We start from the raw sequence: 26580 nt of genomic DNA on the forward strand, positions 1-26580 counted from the left end.
TAAATCTGTTTTTAGAATCCCAGTTTCAGCCCCAATGTATATGTCTTTGTCAATGGGTACGAAGGTGCATTACTAGCTCTTGCTTCCGGGTCTCCCCATAGATAAGGTGTAAGAGTCCACAAATTATAACCGCTAAACGATAGCTGACAAGTACTCATCCCCAACTTCTTCATCAGAGGGAACTGAAAATTATAAGCAATAGTAAGGGTCTTGAGACGCAAATATTTGGAATCCTGTTCGTAAAGGGTTGATTCCGCATAGTTGTTATCAGCGTTCTCCCATGTAGCACGTGGATATTTCGCATCTTGCGACGGATTCTCTTTTGTCCATGTATTCGTCAAGTGATAGGCAAGCAAACCACCCGCAACATTACCGGAACTAGATAAAAAAGGCCGACGGAACACATCCGAAATCATTCGACTCACATTCCATGCACCGGTCCATTGCGTATTCACTTCCAGATTCTTCCAAGAAAATCCGAGATTCATACCTACCATGTATTCCGGATCATCCGTAAATCCGTAATCATAGCCCATATCATTTTCATCGATTTTTCGATCACCATTCAAATCGACATACACAGCATCCCCGTCTTGCAGAACAACCGAATGAGTAGGAAACGGACGATGGAATGTTTGTTCATACAGTGCCGGTGTCTGTTCATCATAATAACGCCAGAAAGCATATTGCTTACGTGAGCCGATACGATGTCCTTTTTGGTACAGATAGTCGTACTCCTGAGGAGCTTCTTTACGCTCGATAATTTCATTTTGATTATAAGAAAGGTTTATACCCGCCCAATAACGGAAATCTTTTCCAATCTTATCGTTCCATTTCAACGAAAGTTCCCATCCCCAGTTATTTACCTCACCTAAATTGGAGAAAGGTTGAGCAAAACCTAACATACTCGGAGCTGTTCCGTCTTGCAGAAGGATGTCCCACCGGTGTTCCTTATAGTATTCTATTGTAGCAGATAAACGATCGTTTAAAAAGTTGATATCAACACCATAGTTCTGTTTAAACGCTTTTTCCCATGTCACATTCGCATTGTTAATCGCCCACTCATGTGCTCCTAAACTCACAGTAGAAGTCTGTCCTCCCTGACCGAAAAGATATCCATAGGCAGCCTGTAATTGAGCAAGATTACCAGTTCCATAACCAGAGTTACTTACATATCCGTTCAAATTAACATGATAAGGATTAGCAGTATACATAAAACGAGAGCCACCGATTTTATCGTTACCTACTAAACCGAAACTGGCACGTAGTTTCAGAAAGCTTATTACCGGTTTGACCGGTTCCCAAAACTTTTCTTCACTCGCTACCCATCCTACGGAAGCTGCCGGAAAGAGAGCAAAACGATTGTCCGCAGCAAAGTTCTCCGAACCATTATAACCCATGTTAGCTTCTACCATATAACGGTTTTTCCAGTCATAAGTTACACGTCCTACCAAACCGACATATCCTCGCGGAACATCCGAATATTCTTTAGGATAATATTCTTTAGACTGATTATAAAGCACCAATGCCCCTATATTATGATCACCAAACGAATGATTATAATTCAATGCGGCTTCCATATACCAGTTACGTGATTTTCCCCGAGTAATTCCATAGCTCACATTAGTATACTTACTACCGTCTATCGGTCGTAGTCCTACACTTCCATCACTCTGCAATACCGGTGTATAAGTCATTTCCGTACCACCCGACAAATTCTTATTAATGGTAAATGAGCTATTGTATGAACCTTTCAATTTGAATGAAAGTCCTTTAGTGATAAAATCCAATTTCTGATTCAAAATAAGGTCGGCGTTCAACGAGTTGTTGATACTATGTGCTGCCCCACCCCCATAATAAGTGAATGGATCTGCATCACCGACAAAAGGTAAGTTCAACCCATCGGACTGTGAGTCAGTAGTAGTATATACCAATTTATCATTTACAAAGCCGGCACTTCTAAACGGAGTAGAATAATAGATATTTTTAACCATTCCGGATGACCCTTGACTAGTGCGTGGCTTCTCAGAAGAATTAACGTTTCCTGCCACATTGAACGAGATAGTAGTAGTTTTCGTTACATCTATATCTAAATTACTTCGGTAATTGAAACGGCGATATTGATAACTGATACCATAAGGCAAACTAAACTCATTGAAAAGTCCGCCTTGCGTATAAGCACCTGCTGAGATAAAATAACGTACCTTATCCGTACCTCCGGAAATATTCAGATTATGCTGGCTCTGCAGAGTAGCGTCTCCCATGATATAATCAATCCAATTGATACTTGGAAAACGGATAGGATCAGAACCATCCCGGAATTTCTGAATAACTCCATCCGAGAATGTCTTGACAGGTTTTTCCCCCGCAGGTGTATCATTGGCCATCATTTGATTATAAAACATTGCATATTCATAAGAGTTGGCAGTTTCCACCATTTTAGTAGGCATTTGTATAGAAGCAGAAGTACTAAAAGAGATGTGTGCCTTTCCTTCTCTACCGCGCTTGGTAGTTATCAAAATAACGCCATTAGCTCCGCGTACACCGAACACAGCAGTAGCAGAAGCGTCCTTCAAGATAGATATAGACTCAATTTCATTCGGATCTATATCATTCATACTACGTTCCACACCATCTACCTGAATTAATGGAGACGCATCTCCCCACGTCGCTTTACCACGAATAAAAACCTCGGCGGCATCTGCACCCGGTTCACCGGATGTTTGAATGGTAGTCAGACCTGCCATCTGACCTCCTAATACATTAGATACAGAACCGATAGAAGTACGTGTCAGGGCTTCGGTCTTAACACTTGCCACAGCACCTGTCATCGTCACTTTCTTCTGCACACCATACGCCACGATTTCCACCTCTTGTAAAGTGGTAGCGTCTTCAGATAAAACCACTCGCATATTATTCTGGGCTACTACCACTTGTTCGGTATACCCGATAAAGGTGATTTTCAGCTTCGCCCCTGCTTTCGCATTGATTTTAAACACACCGTCGATATCAGTAATAGTACCGACAGAAGTACCTACAACAAGGACATTGGCCCCAATCACCGGCTCGCCTTTATCGTCCACCACAGTTCCCTTAATACTGCCTTGTTGCTGAACGATGTCAACAGCAGCTACAGCCTGTCCTTGATTGCCGAAAGTCGGCATCAGGGCGAAAGAGAAAAACAGGGCAACAGGTAAAGTTGTTCCTTTTATTAAGTTTTTCTTATTCATATATTTCTATTTTCATGATAGAGGAGTATAAGGCGGCAAAATACGCCGCCTTTGATTTTATCTTAAAATGCAAGCATCATGCGAAAATAGCCTCGATTCCCTGCACGTTCACCTGTTAAAGCATAATTACCATTTCCCATTCCATGTACCCATTGCGTACTTCCATTTCGTTGGGTACTACTCCAGTAATGATCTGTTCCTGCATTTTTTTTATCATTTATGGTAGATGATACCATTTGATCAGCACCTGTTATTTTATTTAAACTACCGTTAATCGTACCCAAATTTTTTGCGACCTGATTCCAACAAGTTACTGAAGGAAGATACCACGAGGTAGCGACAGTAGGAACCTCAACCGCCACACGATAGGCGTTAATGAAATCATAAGCTATGTTGCACACTTTTTGATCTCCTTTACCTTCATAACACATAGTCAGCAATACAGTATTATTATAACCCATAAAGGCAGGATATCTAGTCTCTGGAACTGTAGATGAGTTAGCTGTATTACAATTATCAAATTTGCTCTTCCACTCTTCATCCGCACTAAACCAATCACCATAAGTAATTCCCAGATCTTTATTCTCATGGAATTGATTAGAAACTGTATAATCAGCATTAGAAATAACAGGTGCCTTAGCATTAATCGCATTATTCAATGCCAACACTAATCCATGTTTACATTTAGCATAATCACGACGTAACGCATCATTTGCTTCTGTATAATTCTGAGGATGCGTAACCGAAGGTTGCGGATTACCAACATAACATACAATACCAATTACATTATCAGGTACTGATTCTATATCTTTGCTTACGATTGAACCATCTGCACAATAATAATCTCCTATTGACAACGTATATTCTTTTTTATTCGTATCGCTAACTGTATACACTTTAGCAGTTCCTTCATTTAACTTAGCAGTAGCAGTGCACGTCATTTCCTTTACTCCTGTATAAGAGCCTTCTATTTTAAACTCCTCTCCCGGTTTTACTAAAAAACGATATGCACCTGTACTCTTTTGATAATACGGAGTTACTTCTTTATTATTCAGTTTGAAAGAAGCATTCGTTATCGGTAACTCATAATCATCGATCGTTACATCCGAATTAACAAAGTTATAGACTAGATTAGGCATCTTCAATACAGCTAAAGCCATACAATGCTGCATCTTAAAGTTGATTTCCCCTTTAAAGCGATTGTCTACCACAGCACTGCTTGAACTTGTCATCAAATCATATTTCGTATATTTCTCACCGCTTTGATCATTACCAAGTGTCCACTCACTAATATACTCAGCAAAAGGATCCCCCTCCGTAACATTAAATTTCACATTGACATCGTATGGATAATATGCATAAAACTTCATTTGTTTGAATTCAGCTCCGTTGTATTTGATTTGTTCACCGTCTATTTTCCAATTACCGTCTGCCGTCATCATACATTTCCGATTATTGATATTCTCTACTATTCCATTAGCGTCCACTCCAAAAATACCAATCTCGTCTCCTTCGGTAAACTCGGTAGCATATCCTTTCTCTATAGCACGTGTACCCGAAGTTGTATCAAAATATCCACCATCAGATACACTGATTTGTAAACCACTAGAAGAGTTGTCTCCGTTCATTTCCTTTACATCTTCCTCTTGTGAACAAGAAGAGAAACTTGCAATACCTGCAATTAAAAGTGCTGATATATAACTATATATTTTCATATTCGTATTTCTTTTTTATTGAATGATTAATGTATATATAAATAGGTTTAAAAGATAGACTATTGTTTTTCAGTAGCAGTAATCTCCCCTTCTTCTACATTCCAATTAGGATTCTCTGTCGTAGCTCCTGTATCAGGGGCGGTGGATTCGGCTTCAATATCTTCTTCTTCCGTAGTCCAATCATTTATTTGCGTACCCTCTTTCGTGATACTAAATACATACTCTTTTTGATCCACCGACATATTTGCCGTAATTGTATAATTATAAGAAACGCCCATATCCAACTTCGTTAATTTGGGAAATTCTACTTCATACAAACGACCTTCCATTCGTGCTTGAATACTCACCTTGTTATCTACAGTTTGCGGTAATAAAATAGCCTGCATCTTATATTCATCTACCGCTCCCACATTACCCCAATAAATGTCAGTAGGCTTTGCAGTTTCGTTAACAGTTGTTGCCCCCGTCATTGTATTGAATGTACCTTCGAGTTTCAAACCGATGAGATAGCAATCAATATCCGAAAGCTCAACTCCATCACCAGCTTTAAACTCCACTTTCAGGCGGCTCATCTTGTGATTAAATGACAACTGCACATTTGGCTGAGTAGCACTTGCTTTTGCTGTAGCATAAAGAAAGTCAAGGTATTTCCTCTTTGCTTCCGTAGCTTGACTTTCACTATCAGTCAAAACCTGCACTACCCCTTGACTGATACCGGATGTACCAACAAATGGACAATAGGCAGCAACATCATATTCTTGTGTACCTAACACCCAAATTTCTTCTGCTACTCCACCTTTCGCTACAAACATACTATTTGCATCACCGGTGTATTTGTAGTGAATGTTCTGTTGATTATTTCCACAAGAGATCCCTATAGAATCTCCAACTTCCCATTGGGTATCAGTTGCTCTAGTCGGTGCCAACGTACTTCCTGTTGAGTTATTGATCACTGCACTAAAAGAGACTTTCACCCCCGTCTCTCCCGCAAATTTGATGTCAGATTCCTTAACATCAGTACTACATCCTGCTAAGAATAACAGAATAATAGCAGTCATTACATAGTTTTTCTTCATACCATGCATTTTAAAGTTTTTATAAATATGTATTGTTGATTAAATCCATTATAATATGGAATGAAAAGAAGTTGCCGACAAAATTCATTTTGCATCGCAACTAAAGTAGAAAATGCTTGTTTTTCATTGTGTATCATTTTTATTATACTTAAGTTAAACAAAAGTTAGATTAAGTTTTAATCAGGCATCATTATTTATATTATATACCTAAAAACTGATGCAAACTTAGAGAACAATACAGTTATTAACAATACAATATTGTACATAAGCATAAAAAATACTGCCTTTTGTACAAATGAATATGGGATGAATAGGACATATATGGAATAAACAGGCAAAAAGAACATCTCATATCCGTTCTATTACATATTTTGATAAATTCAGAAAACCCGGATCAGAAAAAACAAGTAGAATCTATCCGTAATACAGTCCAAGTTTCATGTCCGACTATTGCTTTTAACTAATTATTTTTGTATCTTAGAAGCTTCCATCTTCTCAAAAACAAATGGTCACCTTATAAAGTGCCATTTGTCATTCTATAAAGTGACATTTGTCCCGTTATAAGATGACTATTGTCCCATTATAAGGTGACAACTACCCGAATGCATAAACTATACTAGTTTTATGCACTGAAAATCTTTAATCTTCGCACTGAAAACCCTTGAAAACAACGATGCAATGATGGAAACCTTATTGTATCATATCAAGAATAACTGAAGCATCCACCGCAAAGGCCGTTCCATGACGGATTCCTTTCGGAAAAGAGACTTGATCGGAAACGTCTTCCCACGTTTCTCCATGATCGAGGGAACGGACAGCCCCATAACGATGGTCACGATATTTATCAAAATACACATAAAGAGTATCACCTATAAAAAGAGGAGCAGGCCCCTCCGCCCAATAGTTGCCTGTGATGGGAGCCGATACTTTAGTTGGGAATCCTTTCCTTATATTCTCCGTACGTGTCACACGCAGATTTTTCTCCGGCGGATTAGAGTTCTCATTCTTAACTACCATAATCAGATCGTTCCTCTTTGGATCTTTCACAATAGCAGCATCAATAACGCTGAAATCCGGATTGAAAAACATGGCAGTCTTCGAGAAAGATTTGAAATCCTTAGTCGTTACATAATAGATACGGTGGTTCAGTCCCTTTTCACTTTCACTGGTAGGCACTTCCTTATGACGGCCGGGGATCGTAGTTGCCCAGAAGATATAATAGGTTTGTGACGATTCATCATAAAACAGTTCGGGAGCCCAGCAGTTATGTGCGGCAGGTTCATTCATCATCACAGGAATAGCCTTTTGCTCACTCCAATGAATCAAGTCACGGGAAGAAGCATAACCAATAATCCGATCCGTCCAACTGGAAGTCCAGACCATGTGAAAAGTTCCATCGGGAGCTTGACAAATACTAGGATCACGCATCAATTTATCTTTGCCCACAGTAGGAGTTAAAAAGGAACGACCACCATTCAAAGCCGTCCAGGTCAGTCCATCATAACTATAAGCCAGATGCAAGCCATCTTTACTGTTATTTATAAAATAGGAAAAGAGATAAACGGTATCTCCGGCGGTAACGTTCATTATAGACCAGACGGTCAAAATCATCCAGACAATTACATTTTTCATGGTTCATTCTAAGATTAATAGATTCAGTTCGCAAAGATACCGTATCTTCCAAAGATACCGAAAAGCAAAGGGATAGATTAATTGGTATATTCATACAATTTTGTACACATACATCTATACATCCCATTTTTGATACGATTGTTTATGTTTCTGTACATCTTTATATTTCAAGAAGTTCGAAAAAGCCCTACTTTAGCACCAGAATTTAAAAGATAACGAAAATATATCAATCTTACATATCATGATAAAACATTTTCTAGGCAGTATTATTCTTGCATTTCTTTCGATACTGACCGTTACAGGTCAAAGCAATGCTCTTGATCTATCCGGTAAGTGGGATTTCCAAATAGACCGGGAAGATACAGGCGTAAAAGAGCAATGGTTTCGAAAAATATTGGAAGACCACATCAATCTGCCCGGTTCCATGCCCGAGAAGTTAAAAGGCGACGAAGTGACCGTACACACGCAATGGACAGGAAGTTTATACGACAGTTCCTACTATTTTAATCCTTATATGGAGAAATACAGAATGGAAGGGCAAGTAAAACTACCATTCTTCCTGACTCCGGACAAACATTATGTAGGTGTGGCCTGGTATCAGAAAAACGTAACCATACCATCCGATTGGAAAGGTGAGAGGATCATTTTATTTTTAGAACGTCCTCATATAGAAACCACCGTTTGGGTAAATAACCGGGAGATAGGAATGCAGAATAGCCTCTGTGTGCCGCACGTTTATGACCTAACTGCTGCCGTTGCTCCGGGAAAATCTTGTCGGATTACCATCCGCATTGATAACCGTATCAAGGATATCAACGTAGGACCGGATTCTCATAGTATTACCGACCAGACTCAGGGCAATTGGAATGGTATCGTAGGACGCATAGAGTTACAGACCACTCCTAAAGTTCATTTTAGCGACATACAGATATATCCGGACTTGAAAGACCGGAAAGCCACAGTGCGAATCAGTCTGTACGCACCAGCCTCTGCCAAAGCAACGTTACAATTATCCGCTGAAAGTTTCAACTCGGATAAAAAGCATTCTGTCCCTACTGTACAACAGAATATCTCAGTACGTTCCGGAGATAACAAAATCGAAATGGAACTACCGATGGGAGAAGGTTTTCTGACTTGGGACGAATTTGACCCGGCACTCTATAAACTGACAGCGACACTGACCTGTGGCAAAGAGAGAGAAGTCAAAGAAGTACAATTCGGTATGCGCGAATTTACCATCAAAGGCAAATGGTTCTATGTAAACGGTCGGAAAACAATGCTTCGCGGCACAGTAGAGAATTGCGATTTTCCGCTTACCGGCTACGCTCCTATGGATGTAGCTTCATGGGAACGGGTATTCCGCATTTGCCGTAACTACGGGCTGAATCATATGCGTTTCCACTCTTTCTGTCCGCCGGAAGCCGCATTTATCGCTGCGGACCTTGTCGGTTTTTATTTGCAACCGGAAGGTCCAAGCTGGCCTAATCACGGTCCGAGACTGGGCAACGGCCAGCCTATCGACAAGTATCTGATGGACGAAACGATTGCCTTGACCAAGCAGTATGGAAACTACGCCTCTTATTGTATGTTGGCGTGTGGGAATGAGCCTTCCGGACGCTGGGTGTCATGGGTAAGCAAATTCGTCGATTATTGGAAAGCAACCGACCCACGCCACGTATATACAGGAGCTTCCGTAGGCAACAGCTGGCAATGGCAGCCCCATAACCAATATCATGTAAAAGCCGGTGCACGCGGACTCAGCTGGACCGGTGCGCAGCCGGAAAGCACATCGGACTACCGTAACCGAATTGATACGGTAAAACAGCCGTATGTTTCCCATGAAACCGGACAATGGTGCGCATTCCCGAACTTCAGCGAGATACGTAAATATACCGGAGTAAACAAAGCCAAGAACTTTGAAATCTTTCGGGATATATTGAATGATAACCACATGGGAGGTATGGGACACGATTTTATGATGGCTTCCGGCAAGCTGCAAGCGATCTGTTACAAGCATGAGATAGAAAAGACATTGCGTACTCCCGACTATGCGGGATTCCAACTATTAGCTCTCAATGATTATTCGGGTCAGGGAACGGCACTGGTAGGATTGCTGGATGTATTCTTTGAAGAGAAAGGATACATTAATGCCGCAGAGTTCCGCCGTTTTTGCAGTCCGACCGTTCTGTTGGCACGTATACCCAAATTCACATACACCAATAACGAAACGTTTCATGCAGATATCGAAATATCCCACTTCGGAAAAGAAGCTTTGCAAAAAGCAAATACAGTCTATTGCGTAAAAGATAAATATGGCAAGATATATGCTCGCGGAGTGGTTAGTACACGGGATATTCCTATCGGCAATCTATTCTCGTTGGGCAGCATAGACATGAAACTGAACGATATCCGTACTCCCCAAAAACTGAATCTGGAAGTACGTTTGGAAAACAGTGATATTGTCAACGATTGGGACTTCTGGGTATATCCTGACAAAGTGAAACTTACACAAGGAAACGTATACACAACGGACACATTGGACGAGAAAGCGATATCCATCTTGCAGGAAGGTGGAAACGTATTGATAACAGCAGCCGGGAAAATAAAATACGGCAGGGAGGTCAAGCAATATTTCACACCCGTTTTCTGGAATACATCTTGGTTCAAGATGCGCCCGCCGCATACGACAGGTATTTTCCTGAATGATTATCACCCGCTTTTCCGTGACTTTCCGACTGAATATCACAGTAACCTGCAATGGTGGGAACTATTGAACAAAGCGCAAGTTATGCAGTTTACGCATTTCCCTGCTGAATTCCAACCGACTATTCAAAGCATAGACACTTGGTTTATCAGCCGTAAAATAGGAATGCTGTTCGAGGCTAATGTATTGAACGGCAAACTGATAATGACCAGCATGGACATCACTTCCCAACCGGAGAAAAGGATTGTTGCCCGTCAGATGCATAAAGCGATTCTTGATTATATGAATTCGGATGCTTTCCGCCCGGATACACGCATAAGTCCCGAACAGATTCAGACATTATTTACTAAAATAGCCGGAGATGTGAAATCTTATACGAAAGATTCACCGGACGAACTAAAGCCTTCCATTGTTAACTGATATAATATATGAAAAATAAAGGTATACTTTCTCTATTTATAACAGGGGCATTGCTTATCGCATGCACTCCTGCCAAACAAACCGGAAAAGACTTCCAATGGGGAGCACTTCCGCAACAGCCTGATTTATCATGGGTTGACAGTGTCGGTAGCCGGCAAGAACCTATCAATCATATAACCCTATCTGCCAATTCTTTAGGTGCGGTAGCAGACAGTACTGTACTCAGTACAACAGCTATACAAAAAGCAATCGACAGTTGTGCCGTCTCCGGCGGGGGAACCGTCACTCTCCAACCGGGATATTATCAGACAGGGGCACTCTTTATCAAAAGCGGAGTAAACCTCCATTTGGACAAGGGTGTGACTTTACTGGCCAGTCCTCAAATTCACCATTATCCGGAATTCCGTTCAAGAGTTGCAGGAATCGAAATGATATGGCCATCGGCAGTTATCAATATCATAGATGAGAAAAACGCATCTATCAGCGGAGAAGGTACACTGGACTGTCGGGGAAAGGTATTTTGGGATAAATACTGGGAAATGAGGAAAGAATATGAGGCGAAAGGACTGCGCTGGATTGTCGACTATGACTGCAAACGTGTACGGGGAATCCTCGTTGAACGCAGCTCGGATATCACATTAAGCGGATTCACTTTAATGCGTACCGGTTTCTGGGGATGTCAGATTCTTTATTCCGACCATTGCACCATCAACGGATTAACAATCAATAATAATATCGGAGGACACGGTCCCAGTACGGATGGCATCGACATCGACTCATCCACCCATGTATTAGTTGAAAATTGCGACATAGATTGCAATGATGATAATATCTGCATCAAATCCGGACGAGACGCAGATGGCCTGCGGGTGAACCGTCCTACCGAAAAAATTGTGATACGTAACTGTATAGCCCGCAAAGGCGCCGGCCTCATCACTTGCGGAAGTGAGACTTCAGGAAATATCCGTAATATATTAGGATACAATCTGGATGCAGAAGGAACTTCTACGGTACTGCGACTGAAAAGCGCCATGAATCGCGGAGGAACGGTCGAAAACATCTACATGACCCGAATCAATGCTAAGAATGTGCAACAGGTTCTGGCGGCGGATCTAAACTGGAATCCCAATTACAGCTACAGCGTCCTGCCTAAAGAATATGAAGGCAAAGAAATTCCCGAGCATTGGAAAGTAATGCTGACTCCCGTTAATCCGCCGGAAAAAGGATATCCACATTTCCGGAACGTGTATCTGTCTGATGTAAAAGCAGAAAACGTAAATGAATTTATCTCTGCTTCCGGATGGAACGACTCCTTACGCTTGGAGAATTTCTATCTCCATGCCATCAAGGCAACGACAAACAGTCCCGGAAAAATATGTTATACGAGAAACTTTAATTTATCTGACATTACATTGTATGCCAAAAACAGAAACGATATGGAACTGAAAGAAAATGAACAAAGCAATATTCAGTTCAGTTACGCCAATCCGACAAATTCTGACAACAGAACTGCCGAACACCTGTAACGGACAAGGGCAGTCAGATATCCGATAAAGTTCTTATCCATTATTGACTGCTCGTTCCAACTGCTTTAATGCCTGTTCCAATGTAGCACGCGGGCAGGCAACATTTAACCGCATAAAGCCTTCGCCCTCCTTGCCGAATGTTGTTCCGTCATTCAGTGCCAGATGCGCTCCTTCTACAAACAGGCGATTCAAACTCTCTTGATTCAATCCCAGCCCCCGACAATCCAAAAAGATAAGATAGGAAGCCTGCGGACGAATCATCTTGACGACAGGAATGTGTTCCCGCAGATAGTTTTCGGTAAAGTCTACATTGCCTTTGATATATGCTATCACCTGATCCAGCCATTCCGTGCCATGGCTATAAGCCGCCGCCACACTCAGATAGGCAAACAGATGGCCTTCACAAAATTCACTCGCTTCCATGTAGGTACGGAAGCGTTGAAGAAGTTCCTCATTTTCGATGATTACATAAGAGCTTGCCAGTCCCGGCATATTGAAAGCCTTGCTCGGAGACATAAAGACAAGTGAGTTCATCCGTGCTTTTTCTGAAGTCAAAGCAAAAGTGGGATGTTTATAAGGTGGCAAAGTCAGGTCTGCATGAATCTCATCGGAGATAACCAAAGTACCGCTTTCCTGACAAATATCAGCAATCTGCGAAAGTTCCTCTTTCGTCCATACTCGTCCGCCCGGATTATGAGGATTACTTAAAATCAGTATTTTACAACCTTGTACATCCCGGCGGAAACGGTCGAAATCAATGTAATACTGTCCGTCCCTCAATACTAACGGGCTGAATACAACTTCGCGTTCATTTTTCTGCGCCACAAGGAAAAAAGGATGATAGACAGGCGGCATTACCATCACTTTATCTCCTTTTTCCGTGAAACAGTGGATAGCAAAAGCCAACCCGCGAACAATGCCGGGAGTAAACGTCAGCATTTCTTCGGTGACCGACCATCCGTGACGTTCTTTCAACCAATGGATAATGGAAGCCGCCCATTCCTTACAGGCGAATGTATATCCCAGCACTTCATGCTCCAACCTCTTTTTCAAAGCCTCTATCACAAACGGAGCCGTACGGAAATCCATATCGGCTACCCACATAGGAATCAGGTCATTGCGTCCCCAACGGCCTTCCACTCCATCCCATTTTACGGAATCCGTACCGTTACGGTTTATTATTTCATCAAAATTATAGTTCATACTGCATGATGTTTTTATGTTATATGAGACAAAAGTAGTACTTTTGTCTTCAATTCAAAAAGGAATCTATGACGAAAGCTTTATTTTTTGATATAGACGGTACACTGGTCAGCTTCCATACTCACCGTATCCCGTCTTCCACTATCGAGGCTCTGGAAGCCGCCCATGCGAAAGGACATAAAATATTTATCGCTACCGGACGTCCGAAAGCCATTATCAACAATCTCTCCGAGCTACAGAAGCGGAATCTCATTGATGGATACATCACGATGAACGGAGCCTATTGTTTTGTCGGAGAACAAGTTATTTATAAGAACGCCATCCCCCAGGAAGAGGTAAAAGCAATGGGAGATTTCTGCGAAAAGAAAGGAGTACCCTGCATTTTTGTAGAGGAACATCATATTTCCGTTTGCCAGCCCAACGAGATGGTAAAGAAGATTTTTTATGATTTCCTACACGTGGATGTTATCCCGACCGTCTCTTTTGCAGAAGCGACCGGCAAGGAGATTATACAAATGACTCCTTTCATTACGGAGGAAGAAGAAAGAGAAATCCGCCCGTCAATCCCAACTTGCGAGATAGGCCGTTGGTATCCCGCCTTTGCCGATATAACCGCCAAAGGAGATACCAAACAAAAAGGCATAGACGAAATAATCCGTTATTTTGATATCAGACTGGAAGACACGATGGCATTCGGAGATGGGGGAAACGACATCAGCATGCTCCGTCATGCTGCTATCGGCGTGGCTATGGGGCAAGCTGAAAAGGACGTAAAAGCTGCCGCCGATTACGTAACGGCTCCGATCGACGAGGATGGTATCAGCAAAGCGATGAAACATTTCGGAATTATTTAACAAGGGGGATTTACTCTATTTATCAACATGAGCGTAGACACTAACAACGCAGAGTTTCAAGATGCCTTGAACCTGATTCAATATACACGCCAATCTGTTTTTCTAACCGGAAAGGCGGGTACAGGGAAATCTACATTCTTGCGTTACGTCTGCGAAAACACCAAGAAGAAATATGTTGTACTTGCTCCGACAGGTATTGCCGCCATCAATGCCGGAGGAAGTACGATGCATAGTTTCTTCAAACTGCCTTTTCATCCACTGCCGCCGGATGACCCGAATCTCAGTCTCCAACGGGGACGCATCCACGAATTCTTTAAATATACGAAACCGCATCGAAAGTTACTGGAACAGATAGAACTGGTGATTATCGACGAAATTTCAATGGTACGGGCGGATATTATTGATGCAATCGACCGTATTCTGCGTGTATATTCTCATAACTTACGCGAACCTTTCGGTGGAAAGCAGCTGTTATTGGTGGGTGATGTTTTTCAATTAGAACCGGTCGTAAAGAACGATGAACGGGATATATTGAACCGCTTCTATCCTACTCCCTATTTCTTCTCCGCACGAGTATTCGGTCAGATAGACTTGGTATCCATCGAGCTTCAGAAAGTATACAGACAGACCGATCCTGTTTTTGTCAGCGTTCTCGACCATATCCGTACGAATACGGCCGGAGCAGCCGATCTGCAACTGCTGAATACCCGATACGGGAGCCAGATTGAGGAATCGGAAGCCGATATGTACATCACTCTTGCTACAAGACGGGATACAGTAGACTCTATCAATGAGAAGAAGTTGGCGGAACTGCCGGGAGATCCAATCACTTTCGAGGGAGTTATCGAAGGAGACTTTCCCGAAAGCAGCCTGCCTACCTCGCAAGAACTTGTACTCAAACCCGGTGCCCAGATTATCTTTATCAAAAACGATTTCGACCGCCGATGGGTGAATGGAACGATCGGTGTCATATCCGGAATTGATGAGGAAGAAGAAACGATATACGTTATCACCGATGACGGAAAAGAATGTGATGTAAAACGGGAATCATGGCGGAACATCCGCTACCGTTACAATGAAAAGACCAAAGAAATAGAAGAAGAGGTATTGGGCAGCTTTACTCAATATCCCATTCGGCTGGCTTGGGCGATAACTGTTCATAAGAGTCAGGGGCTCACTTTCAGCCGGGTAGTCATCGATTTCACAGGTGGTGTATTTGCCGGAGGGCAAGCATACGTGGCACTCAGCCGGTGCACTTCTCTGGAGGGGATTCAGCTTAAAAAGCCCATCAGCCGGGCAGATGTTTTCGTCCGGCCCGAGATTGTGAACTTTGCCGGACGGTTTAATAATCGTCAGGCTATTGACAAGGCTTTGAAACAAGCACAGGCCGACGTACAATATGTTGCCGCCGCACGTGCTTTCGACAAAGGAGACATGGAGGAATGCTTGGAACAATTCTTCCGTGCTATTCATTCCCGTTATGATATAGAAAAGCCTGTTCCCCGTCGGCTGATCCGTCGCAAACTGGGTATCATCAATACGCTGAAAGAACAGAACAGGAGACTCAAGGAACAATTACAGGAACAGCAGGAGCGTCTGCGGCAATATGCTCATGAATATTTATTGATGGGTAACGAATGTATTACCCAAGCCCACGATGCGCGAGCTGCCATTGCCAATTATGACAAAGCGCTCAGCCTCGATCCCAATTATGTGGACGCCTGGATACGAAAGGGGATTACCCTCTTTAATAATAAAGAATATTTTGATGCGGAAAACTGCTTCAATACTGCCGTAAGCCTCCATCCCGCCAACTTCAAAGCTGTCTATAACCGGGGAAAACTCCGTCTGAAACTTGAAAATACGGAAGGGGCTATTGCCGATTTGGATAAAGCCACCAGTCTGAAACCGGAACACGCAGGCGCGCACGAACTTTTCGGAGATGCACTGATAAAAGCAGGAAAAGAAGGAGAAGCTGCACTGCAATGGAGAATTGCGGAAGAACTAAGGAAAAAGAAATCATAAAACTCTCCTTTTATCCTTTATTATCAAAAAGTTTTATTAGTTTTGTCTCTTGTATATTCGTCAAACTCTTAAAATAAAAGTAAATGAAAAAAGGTTTGAAAATCGCAGCTATCACTGTAGGAGTTATTATCATCCTCATGCTCCTTCTCCCTTTCGCCTTCCAAGGTAAGATAGCCGATATCGTAAAAACAGAAGGCAACAAAATGCTTAATGCACAATTTGATTTTGAGAGACTTAACATTAGCCTGTTCCGCAACTTTCCACAGGCTTCTGTCACACTCGAAGATTTCTGGCTGAAAGGTACAGGAGAATTCGTTAACGATACTCTCGTACAAGCCGGAGAGGTTACCGCAGCTATCAATCTATTTTCACTTTTCGGAGATAGTGGCTATGATATTTCTAAAATCTTCATTGAAGATACCCGGCTGCACGCTATTGTATTGCCGGACGGGCAAGTGAACTGGGATATCATGAAGCCGGACACCACAGCAACAGAGGAAACACCTATGGCAGAAGAGGAATCTTCTCCTTTCAAGGTGAAGCTACAACAGTTTGTCATCAAAAACATGAACTTGGTTTATGACGATCAGCAAGGAAAAATGTATGCTGACATCCGCGACTTCAATGCCGTTTGTTCCGGCGATTTGGGAAGTGACCGTACCACATTGCAACTGGAAGCGGAAACCCAATCTTTGACTTACAAGATGAACGGCATTCCTTTCTTGGCAAATGCCAATATTTCCGCTAAAATGGATATAGACGCCGACTTAGCCAATAATAAATATACATTGAAGGATAATACTATCCGCCTTAATGCCATTCAGGCAGGTATTGACGGCTGGGTTGCCCTACAAGATCCCGCTATTGACATGGATTTGAAACTTAATACGAATGATATCGGGTTTAAAGAAATTCTTTCATTGATTCCGGCTATCTATGCTACTGAGTTCTCAAGTCTGAAAACTGACGGGACTGCTACTCTGACTGCTACTGCCAAAGGCGTTCTGCAGGGAGATACCGTACCCGCATTCAATATCGATATGCAGGTCAAGAATGCCATGTTCCGCTATCCGGCTCTGCCGGCTGGTGTAGATCAAATCAACATCAGCGCCAATGTTCAGAATCCGGGAGGAAATATTGACTTGACTACCGTTACCATCAATCCGTTCAGCTTCCGTCTAGCAGGAAATCCGTTCAGTCTGACTGCCAACGTGAAAACTCCAATCAGCGACCCGGACTTTAAAGCGGAAGCAAAGGGCATCCTTAATTTAGGTATGATCAAACAAGTGTATCCACTCGGTGATATGGAGCTGAATGGGACGATCAATGCCGATATGCAGATGTCCGGCCGTCTTTCTTATATAGAAAAGGAACAATATGAACATATACAGGCTGCCGGTACGATCGGATTGACAGGCATGAAACTTCAGATGAAAGATATGCCGGATGTAGAAATCCAGAAATCCCTTTTCACTTTTACTCCGAAGTATCTTCAGTTGAGCGAAACGACCGTCAATATCGGAAAGAATGATATCACAGCCGATAGCCGCTTCGAGAACTATATCGGATATGTACTGAAAGGAACTACCTTGAAGGGAAATCTGAACATTCGCTCCAATCATTTTAATTTGAATGATTTCATGGGTGATTCTGCCGAAGAAACAGCCGCAACACCGAATACAGCCACAACAGACTCGGTTGCTACTTCAACCGGAATCTTTGAAGTCCCCCGTAACATTGACTTCCAAATGGACGCAAATCTGAAAGAAGTATTGTTCGATAAGATGGCCTTCAACAACATGAATGGCAAACTCATTGTGAAAGACGGTAAGGTAGACATGAAAAACCTTTCCATGAATACAATGGGAGGAAATGTAGTAATGAATGGATATTATTCTACCGCCAACGTGAAGAAACCGGAGATGAAAGCCGGATTCAAACTGTCGAATATCGTTTTCGCACAGGCTTACAAAGAACTGGATATGGTACAGAAGATGGCTCCTATCTTTGAAAACCTGAAAGGTAATTTCTCCGGCAGTATCAATGTATTGACTGATCTGGACGCAACTATGAGCCCTGTATTGGACACAATGCAAGGGGACGGCAGCCTCTCCACCCGCGACCTTAGCCTGAGTGGAGTAAAAGCGATTGACCAGATTGCCGACGCTGTGAAGCAGCCGAGCCTGAAGGAAATGAAAGTGAAAGATATGACGCTGGATTTCACTATCAAAGACGGACGTGTGGAAACAAAACCGTTTGATATCAAGATGGGTGATTACAACTTGAATCTTTCAGGTAGTACAGGGCTCGACCAAACCATCGATTATACAGGAAAGATCAAGCTGCCCGCTTCTGCCGGTAACATTTCCAAACTGATGACCCTCGACTTGAAGATCGGAGGCTCGTTTACCTCTCCTAAAGTCAGTGTTGATACAAAGAGCATGGCAAGTCAGGCTGTTGAGGCCGTAGCCGACGAGGCTATCAGCAAACTGGGACAAAAACTAGGTCTGGATTCAGCCGCTACCGCCAATAAAGATTCTGTCAAGCAGAAAGTGACGGAAAAGGCGGCAGAGAAAGCACTGGATTTCTTAAAGAAGAAACTCAAATAAAAAAGGAGAAAAAGGTTATGCTTCTGAAGCTATATGATAAAAATAATAACCCGCAGGATTTACAACGAATCATTGATATCCTGAATGATGGCGGACTTATCATCTATCCCACCGACACGATGTATGCTATCGGTTGTCATGGTTTGAAAGAACGTGCGATAGAACGGATATGTCGTATTAAGGAGATAGATCCGCGCAAGAATAATTTGTCAATTATCTGCTATGACCTGAGCAGTATCAGCGAATATGCCAAAGTCGACAATAATGTATTTAAGCTTATGAAGCATAACCTTCCGGGACCATTCACCTTTATTCTGAACGGAACAAACCGGTTGCCTAAGATTTTCCGTAACCGAAAAGAAGTAGGTATCCGTATGCCGGACAATCATATTATCCGAGAGATAGCACGGCTGCTGGACGCTCCCATCATGACTACCACCCTGCCTCATGAGGAAAACGAGGACTTGGAGTATATGACCGATCCGGAACTTATAGACGAAAAGTTCGGAGATATCGTGGATCTTGTTATTGATGGAGGTATCGGAGGCATAGAGCCGTCAACTGTCGTAAAATGCACAGAAAACGAACCGGAAATCGTGCGTCAGGGAAAAGGCTGGCTGGAGGAGAATTGAACCATTTATAATTGTTCATACTCTGATTGTTCATATAGAAAACGGGCTGCATCAACGTTGAATTGATTGCAGCCCGTTTTTATAGAGTATATTCCACTTCTTACTTAATCAAAGACTCCGGATCCAGATGAGCGGATTCAATGTCTTTAAAGTAACGATAGGTACCTACTTTCAGTTCTACCGTAGCAGCATCGTCACACACGATGATACCCTTTTCGTGCATCTGCAGAGCACTGATAGTCCACATCTGAGTGATAGCTCCTTCTACCGCATGATACAAAGCACGTGCCTTGTTATGGCCATTAACGATAATCATCACTTCCTTTGCGGAAAGCACAGTACCGACTCCCACTGTCAATGAAGTCTTAGGCACTTTATTGATATCATTGTCAAAGAAACGGGAGTTAGCGATAATTGTATCCATTGTCAATGTTTTCTGACGAGTGCGTGAAGTCAGCGAGGATCCCGGTTCGTTGAAAGCAATATGCCCGTCAGGACCGATACCACCCATAAACAGGTCTATGCCACCGTATGATTTAATCTTCTCTTCATAACGTGCACATTCCGCATCCAAATCAGGAGCGTTACCGTTCAAAATATTTGTATTCTCCGGTTTAATGTCAATATGGCTGAAGAAGTTATTCCACATAAAAGAATAGTAGCTTTCCGGATGTTCCTTCGGTAAACCTACATACTCATCCATATTGAACGTTACGACATTCTGGAAAGAAACAATGCCCTTCTTATTCAGGTCGATCAAAGCCTTATACATTCCAAGTGGGGAAGAACCGGTAGGACATCCTAATACAAATGGTTTTTCAGGAGTTGGATTAGCAGCTTTTATTTTTGCAGCAACATAATGTGCAGCCCACTGAGACACAGACTGATAGTCCGGTTGAATAATTAATCTCATAAGTCGATTGTTTTATAGGTTAGTTAATAAATTAATATCTCATTCACTGTTTTATCGGTCTTTCTTCAAGCGGTCCGCCATTGCTCGTGCCAGATTTTCGCACTGAGTATAAGTGATATCCCTCATCGCCTGCTTCATCTCCACAGGATCGCCCACTAACTCGAATTTGCTCTTTTCAGCAAATTCAGCCAGGCGTTTCACAGCAGCACCTGCCCATGTAAAGGAACCGAAGTAACCTAAATAGCGACCTTTCACCTCACGCAACAGAATCTTTGAAAGCAACGCATCTACTTCGGGGAATAGCTGATTGCTGTAAGTAGGCGAACCGATGATTAATCCTTTATAACGGAAAATATCTGCTATGATATAAGAAGGATGGCTCTTCGTCACATTGTGCATGACTATATTTTTGATTCCTTGTGCCGAAAGCTCTGCAGCGATAGCCTCAGCCATTTGTTCCGTATTTCCATACATACTTCCGTACACAATCACCACACCTTCATCCGCATCATAACGGCTCAGTCTGTCATAGACACCAATCACTTTGGCAATATTCTCGGTCCATACGGGTCCGTGAGTAGAGCAGATAGCAGAAATAGGAAGTCCGCCCAGTTTTTGCAAAGCCTTTTGTACAGGGCTTCCATACTTACCGACAATATTTGAATAATAACGTACCATTTCTCCCCAATATCTGTCTACATTCATGCCAGTATCCAGAAAACCGCCATCCAATGTACCAAAGCAGCCGAATCCGTCACCGGAGAAAAGAATTCCTTCCGTTTCATCAAAGGTCATCATCGTTTCAGGCCAATGCACCATCGGAGTCATATAAAATCGCAGTTTGTGATGTCCTAAAGCTAAGAAATCCCCATCCTTCACCAGATACTGTTCGCCAGTCACTCCGTAGAAGCCTTCAATCATACCAAAGGTCTGCTTATTACCCACAATAATAATTTCCGGGTAATGTTGCTTTATCAATCGGATAGAGCCGGAATGATCCGGTTCCATGTGATTTATAATCAAATAATTGATGGGACGTTCGCCAATCACCTGCTTTATTTTACGCAAGTAGACTTCAAAATAACAGATATCTACCGTATCCACCAATGCCACCATTTCATCATCAATCAGATAAGAGTTATATGAAACTCCATAGGGCAATGGCCACATCGCTTCAAACCGGTGTTTGTTACGGTCATTTACTCCCACATAGTGGACATTTCCTTTAATTCTTGTTTTATGTTCCATTCTTCAGTTATTAAGTGGTAAACTTATCATCTGCAAAAATAATCCTTTTTTCCGAATCCTTATACTTCTTGCCTTGATAAGCACCTCTTTCTTTCATTCTTTTTTGTAAACGTGCCACAAATTCATAATTTTTCAATCCCCAATCCGGTGCTATTAATAATTCTTTAGGAGATTGAGAAACAAAACGTTCCACCACCATATCAGGTCGGAGGTGTTCTATATAATCGATTACCAGATCAATGTATTCGTCCACTTCCGTAAACAGATGGAAATCGTTCGGAGCTTCAGCGTACTCATGCGCCATTCGAGTACCCCGAATTAACTGTAACTGATGAATTTTAAGGGTAGATAGAGGCAATTGGGAAAGGATTCCGGCTTGCTCCACCATCGTTTCACGCGTTTCTCCCGGAAGTCCAAGAATAATATGCCCACCTGTCAGAATACCACAGGCAGCCGTTCGTTCTACAGCCTCCACTGTTTCCGCATACGTATGCCCACGGTTGATACGTTGCAAAGTTTTATCACAAGTACTTTCTATACCATATTCTACCATGAGGAAAGTATGTTTATTCAGTTCTTCCAGATAATGCAACAGTCCTTCCGGCATACAATCCGGTCGGGTTCCAATCACTAGCCCTACAACACCGTCAACCTTTAGAGCTTCTTCATATTTGCGTTTTAGCCCCTCCAACTCCGCATACGTATTTGTGTATGCTTGAAAATAGGCTAAATACTTCATCTCCGGATATTTGTGTGCAAAAAAGTATTTTCCTTCCTGCAACTGAGTAGTAATGGACTTCTCCGTCCGACAGTAATCGGGATTAAAAGTTTGATTGTTACAATATGTACAGCCTCCCCACCCTTTCGTTCCATCCCGGTTAGGACACGTGAACCCGGCATTCAATGATATCTTCTGTACTTTATAAGAAAAGTATTTCCTTAAAAACGTTGGAAAGTCATTATATAATATAGGTGTGGACATATTTATTCCCTTCTTTTAGTATTTAATCGGCAAACATAAGAAAAATCAGTGAGTTACAGAAAGTTAGTGCAAAATATCTTCAATATATTAAATATTTCATAATTACCATAAGATAAATTAATAAATATTGCGATTCAAAAAAGTATTTAATTAGTTTTGCCATGATTTTAGGCATTGACGGGAGGATACTTGTGAAAGTCTTGTGCAATTTATTCCCCAATTATGATTTCATCTCACCATACCCCATGCAACTCTCGTCAATAAAATTATCCTCTCTATATTCCAAATAAGAATATGGAGAGGATTTTTTAATTCATCAATAACAGTTTTATTACTCTTCTCCCAACATTTGATGATAAATCGATTGATATTATACCTTCCAATAACAAATAATCCACCAGACAATAGCTAAATAACAAAAAATACAAGGTGAAAAACAATTATTGCACATATCTATGTTTACATTCATATACTTTTGTAGCGATGAATTAACTAAAAAACAGTTGACATAGATTTAAACAAATAACCATTAATTAATAAATATGCGAAGAATGTCTAACAAAGTGAAAAACATGCGCTCCTTATTGCTAATACTATTTTCAGCAATATCGCTCAGCGTATCTGCGCAAACGATTACCGTAAAAGGTAATGTGAAAGACACAAACGGAGAACCAATTATCGGAGCATCCGTTGTAGAAAAAGGTAATACGACCAACGGTACGATTACAGATTTGGATGGTAACTTTTCGATTAAAGTGGATGGTAAAAAGACACTAGTGATTTCATACATAGGTATGAAAACACAAGAAATCGCCCTTCAAGGCAGAAAATCCATCAATGTAACAATGAAAGATGACTCACAAGCTTTGGATGAAGTTGTAGTTATCGGTTATGGAACGGTAAATAAAAGAGACTTAACAGGGTCCGTAGCTTCTGTCAACTCCAAAGATTTAACTGTAGTTCCTGTATCAAGCGCAACCGAAGCCCTTACAGGAAAGCTTGCCGGTGTTAATATTACGACTACAGAAGGTTCTCCCGATGCAGACATAAAAATCCGGGTACGTGGAGGTGGTTCTCTATCACAGGACAATTCACCTCTTTATATAGTCGATGGATTTCCGGTTTCAAGTATAAGCGATATTGCACCATCAGAGATCCAAAGTATTGATGTATTAAAAGATGCATCCTCTACGGCTATTTATGGTGCACGTGGTGCAAATGGTGTAATTATTGTCACAACTAAAAGCGGCAAAGAAGGTAAAACACAGGTGGACTTCAATGCATCTTTTGGTATAAAAAAGGTTGCAAAATTAACCAAAGTATTAAGTCCTTATGATTACGTTGCTTACCAGACAGAATTCAACACATCGGATGATTTTGGTAATTATTCGGATATGGATCTCTGGAAATCCGCAGAAGGAACAGATTATCAAGACGAGATGTTCGGACGTACAGGTAACCAGCAACAATACAATATAAACGTAAGTGGTGGCAGCAAACAGATTAAATATAGCGTCAGTTATGCTCATAATGAAGAAAAAAGTATCATGCTCGGTTCCGGATTCAATAAAGATAATGTAAATGCCAAAATCAATGCAGAATTGAATAAATGGATGACTTTAGACTTCAACGCCCGTCTGACTTATTCTTCAATCAACGGTCTGAGTGGTGGTGCAGACACAAATGATACCAATGCTGCCAACTCAACAGTAGCCAATGCTATCACATACAAGCCTGTCGATCCGCTGAGCAGTGAATTAGAAGATGAAGAAAATAATTCTTCCGGCGCTACCCCATTGGAACGTTTGGTAGCAACAGATAAAGTCCGCTCCACTTTCAACCAAAACTACAATATCGGATTAAATTGGAAGCCTTTTAAAAATTTCACTTTCCGTTCTGAATTCGGTTACGGATGGAAATACGACGATACCGAACAATATTGGAGTACAGATGCCGTATCCAACTCTAAATATGGTTATAACGGACGCCCACAGGCTTATTTATTAAGAGAAACAACCAAAAATTGGCGTAATGCCAACACACTGACTTATGAAAACAAAAAACTGTTTAACGGTCGTGACAGATTAAATATTCTCATTGGTCATGAAGTAAGCAGCAGCCAAAAAAAATCTATCGAAAATGTATCCGTTGCTTTTCCTACTTCAATGGGATTCGACGATATGAGAGCCAATATGGGAGCCGGAACAGCACTAGCCAACCAATCTACTATTGGCGCCAAAGAAAATATGCTATCTTTCTTCGGACGTGTCAACTACACTATGATGGACAAATATTTGTTAACTGTTACAATGCGTAGTGATGGTTCCAGCAAATTCGGAAAAGGTAACCAATGGGGCATATTCCCTTCCGCAGCATTCGCATGGCGAGTTTCTGACGAAGCTTTCATGAACAACACAAAAGAATGGTTGTCTTCTCTGAAATTACGTCTAAGCTTTGGTTCTGCCGGTAATAACCGTATCAAATCCGGCTTACTGGCTACTACATTCTCCTTATCTGACAATACAGCACGTGCACCATTTTTCAATGAAACAATTGCTACCATGCTGGAACGCGGTACTAACCTATATAACCCCGACTTAAAATGGGAAACAACCCTGACGCGTAACTTCGGTATCGATTATGGATTTTGGAACAACCGTATTTCAGGTACTATCGACCTCTATTGGAATACAACCAAAGATTTGCTTATGCAAACGGAAATACCGTCTAGCACAGGTTACAAATATCAATACCAGAACTTCGGTAAAACATCTAATAAAGGTGTCGAATTCACTATTAACACAGTATTGATCGACACAAAAAAATTCGGTCTGAATTTTAATTTGAATCTAGCATATAATCGCAGTCATATTGATGAGTTAAATACAGACAGCCCATGGCAAGACTACAAATGGGTAGGCAGCAATATTTCCCAATATGAAAACTTCCGGGTAGAAGAAGGAGGACGTTTAGGTGAGATTTGGGGATATAGAGCCAATGGTTTCTACACCGTATATGACCCCAAAACAAATCCAAGCGGAGAATTGGTGTGGCAAAGCGGTGGGTGGACCACACGTGAAGGACTCAAAGACAACAGTGCTACCGTCACAGGAGGTGCCTATTATCCGGGAGGACTCAAATTAAAATGTGATGAGAATGGTGATCCTATCAAAGAGCGTTTGGGCAATACAATTGCTCCTGTCACCGGTGGTTTTGGTTTGAACGGTCATGTCGGCAACTTTGATTTCAATTTATTCTTCAATTACTCAGTGGGTAACGTTATCGTCAACGGAACAAAATTGCTTTCCTCTTTCCGTACAGGCTCAAAGAACGGCTATAACCTGAATAATGATTTCGCATTAGTCAATCGTTATACATGGATCGACCCTGCCACAGGTCTGAATCTGTCTTCTGAAACCACTGCGGTCAAAGAAGCTTATGGTGATATGATGACCGCAGGTTTACGATTGAATGAGTTAAACCGGAATGCCCAAATCTACCATCCGGGATCAGTTACTACGATTCGCTTATATGATTACGCTGTAGAAGATGCCTCGTTCTTACGTGTCAACAACATAACAATCGGCTATACCCTTCCTAAATCCTGGGTAAAGAAAGTGTTCTTAGAAAACGTAAGAGTTTACTTGACAGGATATAACCTGTACTGCTGGACCAACTATAGCGGTTCCGACCCGGAAGTCGATACAATGAGTAAGAAGAATGCCATGAATCCAGGTATTGATTATGCCGCATATCCTAAAAGCCGTACATTCGTAGGTGGTATTAACGTAACTTTCTAATAAAAACGCTT

Annotated in this window: 14 protein-coding genes and 1 pseudogene; 7 read left to right on the forward strand and 8 right to left on the reverse strand. The window is 41.8% G+C overall.

Annotation, left to right across the window (positions count from 1 at the left end):
* Positions 1-11: 11 nt before the first annotated feature.
* The 4 genes and pseudogenes from GD630_RS11315 to GD630_RS11330 all read right to left on the reverse strand — a co-directional run.
* Positions 12-3230, reverse strand: coding sequence for a SusC/RagA family TonB-linked outer membrane protein (locus GD630_RS11315; RefSeq protein WP_143864910.1), 3219 nt, complete (start codon positions 3228-3230; stop codon positions 12-14).
* Positions 3231-3292: 62 nt separating this feature from the next.
* Entirely contained in the window at positions 3293-4858 is a 1566-nt protein-coding gene (locus tag GD630_RS11320; RefSeq protein ID WP_317168822.1) for a fimbrillin family protein, read from the reverse strand.
* A gap of 146 nt (positions 4859-5004) precedes the next feature.
* A complete protein-coding gene (locus GD630_RS11325; RefSeq protein WP_229092572.1) occupies positions 5005-6021 on the reverse strand; it encodes a fimbrillin family protein in 1017 nt (338 codons plus the stop codon).
* Between the two features lie 696 nt (positions 6022-6717).
* Positions 6718-7653, reverse strand: a pseudogene (locus GD630_RS11330) (glycoside hydrolase family 43 protein); the annotation flags it as partial.
* 241 nt (positions 7654-7894) lie between these two features.
* Between GD630_RS11330 and GD630_RS11335 the strand changes: the two are divergent.
* Entirely contained in the window at positions 7895-10777 is a 2883-nt protein-coding gene (locus GD630_RS11335) for an exo-beta-1,4-galactosidase (RefSeq protein ID WP_238483398.1), read from the forward strand.
* An 8-nt stretch (positions 10778-10785) separates the two neighbouring features.
* Positions 10786-12303 (forward strand): glycoside hydrolase family 28 protein, encoded by a 1518-nt coding sequence (locus tag GD630_RS11340; RefSeq protein WP_143864906.1) that lies wholly within the window; start codon positions 10786-10788, stop codon positions 12301-12303.
* A gap of 33 nt (positions 12304-12336) precedes the next feature.
* On the opposite strand, the gene GD630_RS11345 is transcribed toward GD630_RS11340, so the two are convergent.
* Complete coding sequence (locus GD630_RS11345) at positions 12337-13506, reverse strand: MalY/PatB family protein (RefSeq protein WP_143864905.1); 1170 nt, start codon at positions 13504-13506, stop codon at positions 12337-12339.
* A 68-nt stretch (positions 13507-13574) separates the two neighbouring features.
* Here GD630_RS11345 and GD630_RS11350 point away from each other — a divergent pair, with 68 nt between their 5' ends.
* The 4 genes from GD630_RS11350 to GD630_RS11365 all read left to right on the forward strand — a co-directional run bounded on the left by GD630_RS11350 (position 13575) and on the right by GD630_RS11365 (position 19626).
* A complete protein-coding gene (locus tag GD630_RS11350; protein ID WP_007764841.1) occupies positions 13575-14360 on the forward strand; it encodes a Cof-type HAD-IIB family hydrolase in 786 nt (261 codons plus the stop codon).
* A 27-nt stretch (positions 14361-14387) separates the two neighbouring features.
* Positions 14388-16385 (forward strand): tetratricopeptide repeat protein, encoded by a 1998-nt coding sequence (locus GD630_RS11355; RefSeq protein ID WP_143864904.1) that lies wholly within the window; start codon positions 14388-14390, stop codon positions 16383-16385.
* An 83-nt stretch (positions 16386-16468) separates the two neighbouring features.
* Positions 16469-18994 (forward strand): AsmA family protein, encoded by a 2526-nt coding sequence (locus tag GD630_RS11360; protein ID WP_143864903.1) that lies wholly within the window; start codon positions 16469-16471, stop codon positions 18992-18994.
* Positions 18995-19011: 17 nt separating this feature from the next.
* On the forward strand, positions 19012-19626 hold the full coding sequence (locus tag GD630_RS11365; protein WP_007764827.1) for an L-threonylcarbamoyladenylate synthase: 615 nt from the start codon (positions 19012-19014) through the stop codon (positions 19624-19626).
* Between the two features lie 100 nt (positions 19627-19726).
* Here GD630_RS11365 and nagB read toward each other — a convergent pair whose 3' ends face one another.
* From nagB to GD630_RS11380, 3 genes are read right to left on the reverse strand one after another with little or no spacing between them, the layout of a single operon-like run.
* Complete coding sequence (nagB, locus tag GD630_RS11370; RefSeq protein WP_007764825.1) at positions 19727-20539, reverse strand: glucosamine-6-phosphate deaminase; 813 nt, start codon at positions 20537-20539, stop codon at positions 19727-19729.
* 51 nt (positions 20540-20590) lie between these two features.
* A complete protein-coding gene (locus GD630_RS11375; protein ID WP_143864902.1) occupies positions 20591-21787 on the reverse strand; it encodes an FprA family A-type flavoprotein in 1197 nt (398 codons plus the stop codon).
* Between the two features lie 10 nt (positions 21788-21797).
* Positions 21798-22769 carry a TIGR01212 family radical SAM protein gene (locus GD630_RS11380; protein ID WP_143864901.1) on the reverse strand — a complete coding sequence of 324 codons (972 nt, stop codon included), beginning with the start codon at positions 22767-22769 and terminating at the stop codon, positions 21798-21800.
* Positions 22770-23311: 542 nt separating this feature from the next.
* On the opposite strand from GD630_RS11380, the gene GD630_RS11385 reads away from it, so the two are divergent.
* Positions 23312-26569: a SusC/RagA family TonB-linked outer membrane protein gene (locus GD630_RS11385; protein WP_143864900.1), complete on the forward strand. Its 3258-nt coding sequence runs from the start codon at positions 23312-23314 to the stop codon at positions 26567-26569.
* The last annotated feature ends 11 nt before the right edge of the window (positions 26570-26580 follow it).

The organism is Bacteroides zhangwenhongii (assembly GCF_009193325.2).
Taxonomy (GTDB): Bacteria; Bacteroidota; Bacteroidia; order Bacteroidales; family Bacteroidaceae; genus Bacteroides; species Bacteroides zhangwenhongii.

Coding starts and splice junctions, on each gene's coding strand:
- GD630_RS11345 (WP_143864905.1), bottom strand. CDS start 13,506: ATGAACTATAATTTTGATGAAATAATAAACCGTAACGGTACGGATTCC.
- GD630_RS11350 (WP_007764841.1), top strand. CDS start 13,575: ATGACGAAAGCTTTATTTTTTGATATAGACGGTACACTGGTCAGCTTC.
- GD630_RS11360 (WP_143864903.1), top strand. CDS start 16,469: ATGAAAAAAGGTTTGAAAATCGCAGCTATCACTGTAGGAGTTATTATC.
- GD630_RS11340 (WP_143864906.1), top strand. CDS start 10,786: ATGAAAAATAAAGGTATACTTTCTCTATTTATAACAGGGGCATTGCTT.
- GD630_RS11365 (WP_007764827.1), top strand. CDS start 19,012: ATGCTTCTGAAGCTATATGATAAAAATAATAACCCGCAGGATTTACAA.
- GD630_RS11335 (WP_238483398.1), top strand. CDS start 7,895: ATGATAAAACATTTTCTAGGCAGTATTATTCTTGCATTTCTTTCGATA.
- GD630_RS11380 (WP_143864901.1), bottom strand. CDS start 22,769: ATGTCCACACCTATATTATATAATGACTTTCCAACGTTTTTAAGGAAA.
- GD630_RS11385 (WP_143864900.1), top strand. CDS start 23,312: ATGCGAAGAATGTCTAACAAAGTGAAAAACATGCGCTCCTTATTGCTA.
- GD630_RS11315 (WP_143864910.1), bottom strand. CDS start 3,230: ATGAATAAGAAAAACTTAATAAAAGGAACAACTTTACCTGTTGCCCTG.
- GD630_RS11355 (WP_143864904.1), top strand. CDS start 14,388: ATGAGCGTAGACACTAACAACGCAGAGTTTCAAGATGCCTTGAACCTG.
- GD630_RS11320 (WP_317168822.1), bottom strand. CDS start 4,858: ATGAACGGAGACAACTCTTCTAGTGGTTTACAAATCAGTGTATCTGAT.
- GD630_RS11325 (WP_229092572.1), bottom strand. CDS start 6,021: ATGAAGAAAAACTATGTAATGACTGCTATTATTCTGTTATTCTTAGCA.
- GD630_RS11375 (WP_143864902.1), bottom strand. CDS start 21,787: ATGGAACATAAAACAAGAATTAAAGGAAATGTCCACTATGTGGGAGTA.
- nagB (WP_007764825.1), bottom strand. CDS start 20,539: ATGAGATTAATTATTCAACCGGACTATCAGTCTGTGTCTCAGTGGGCT.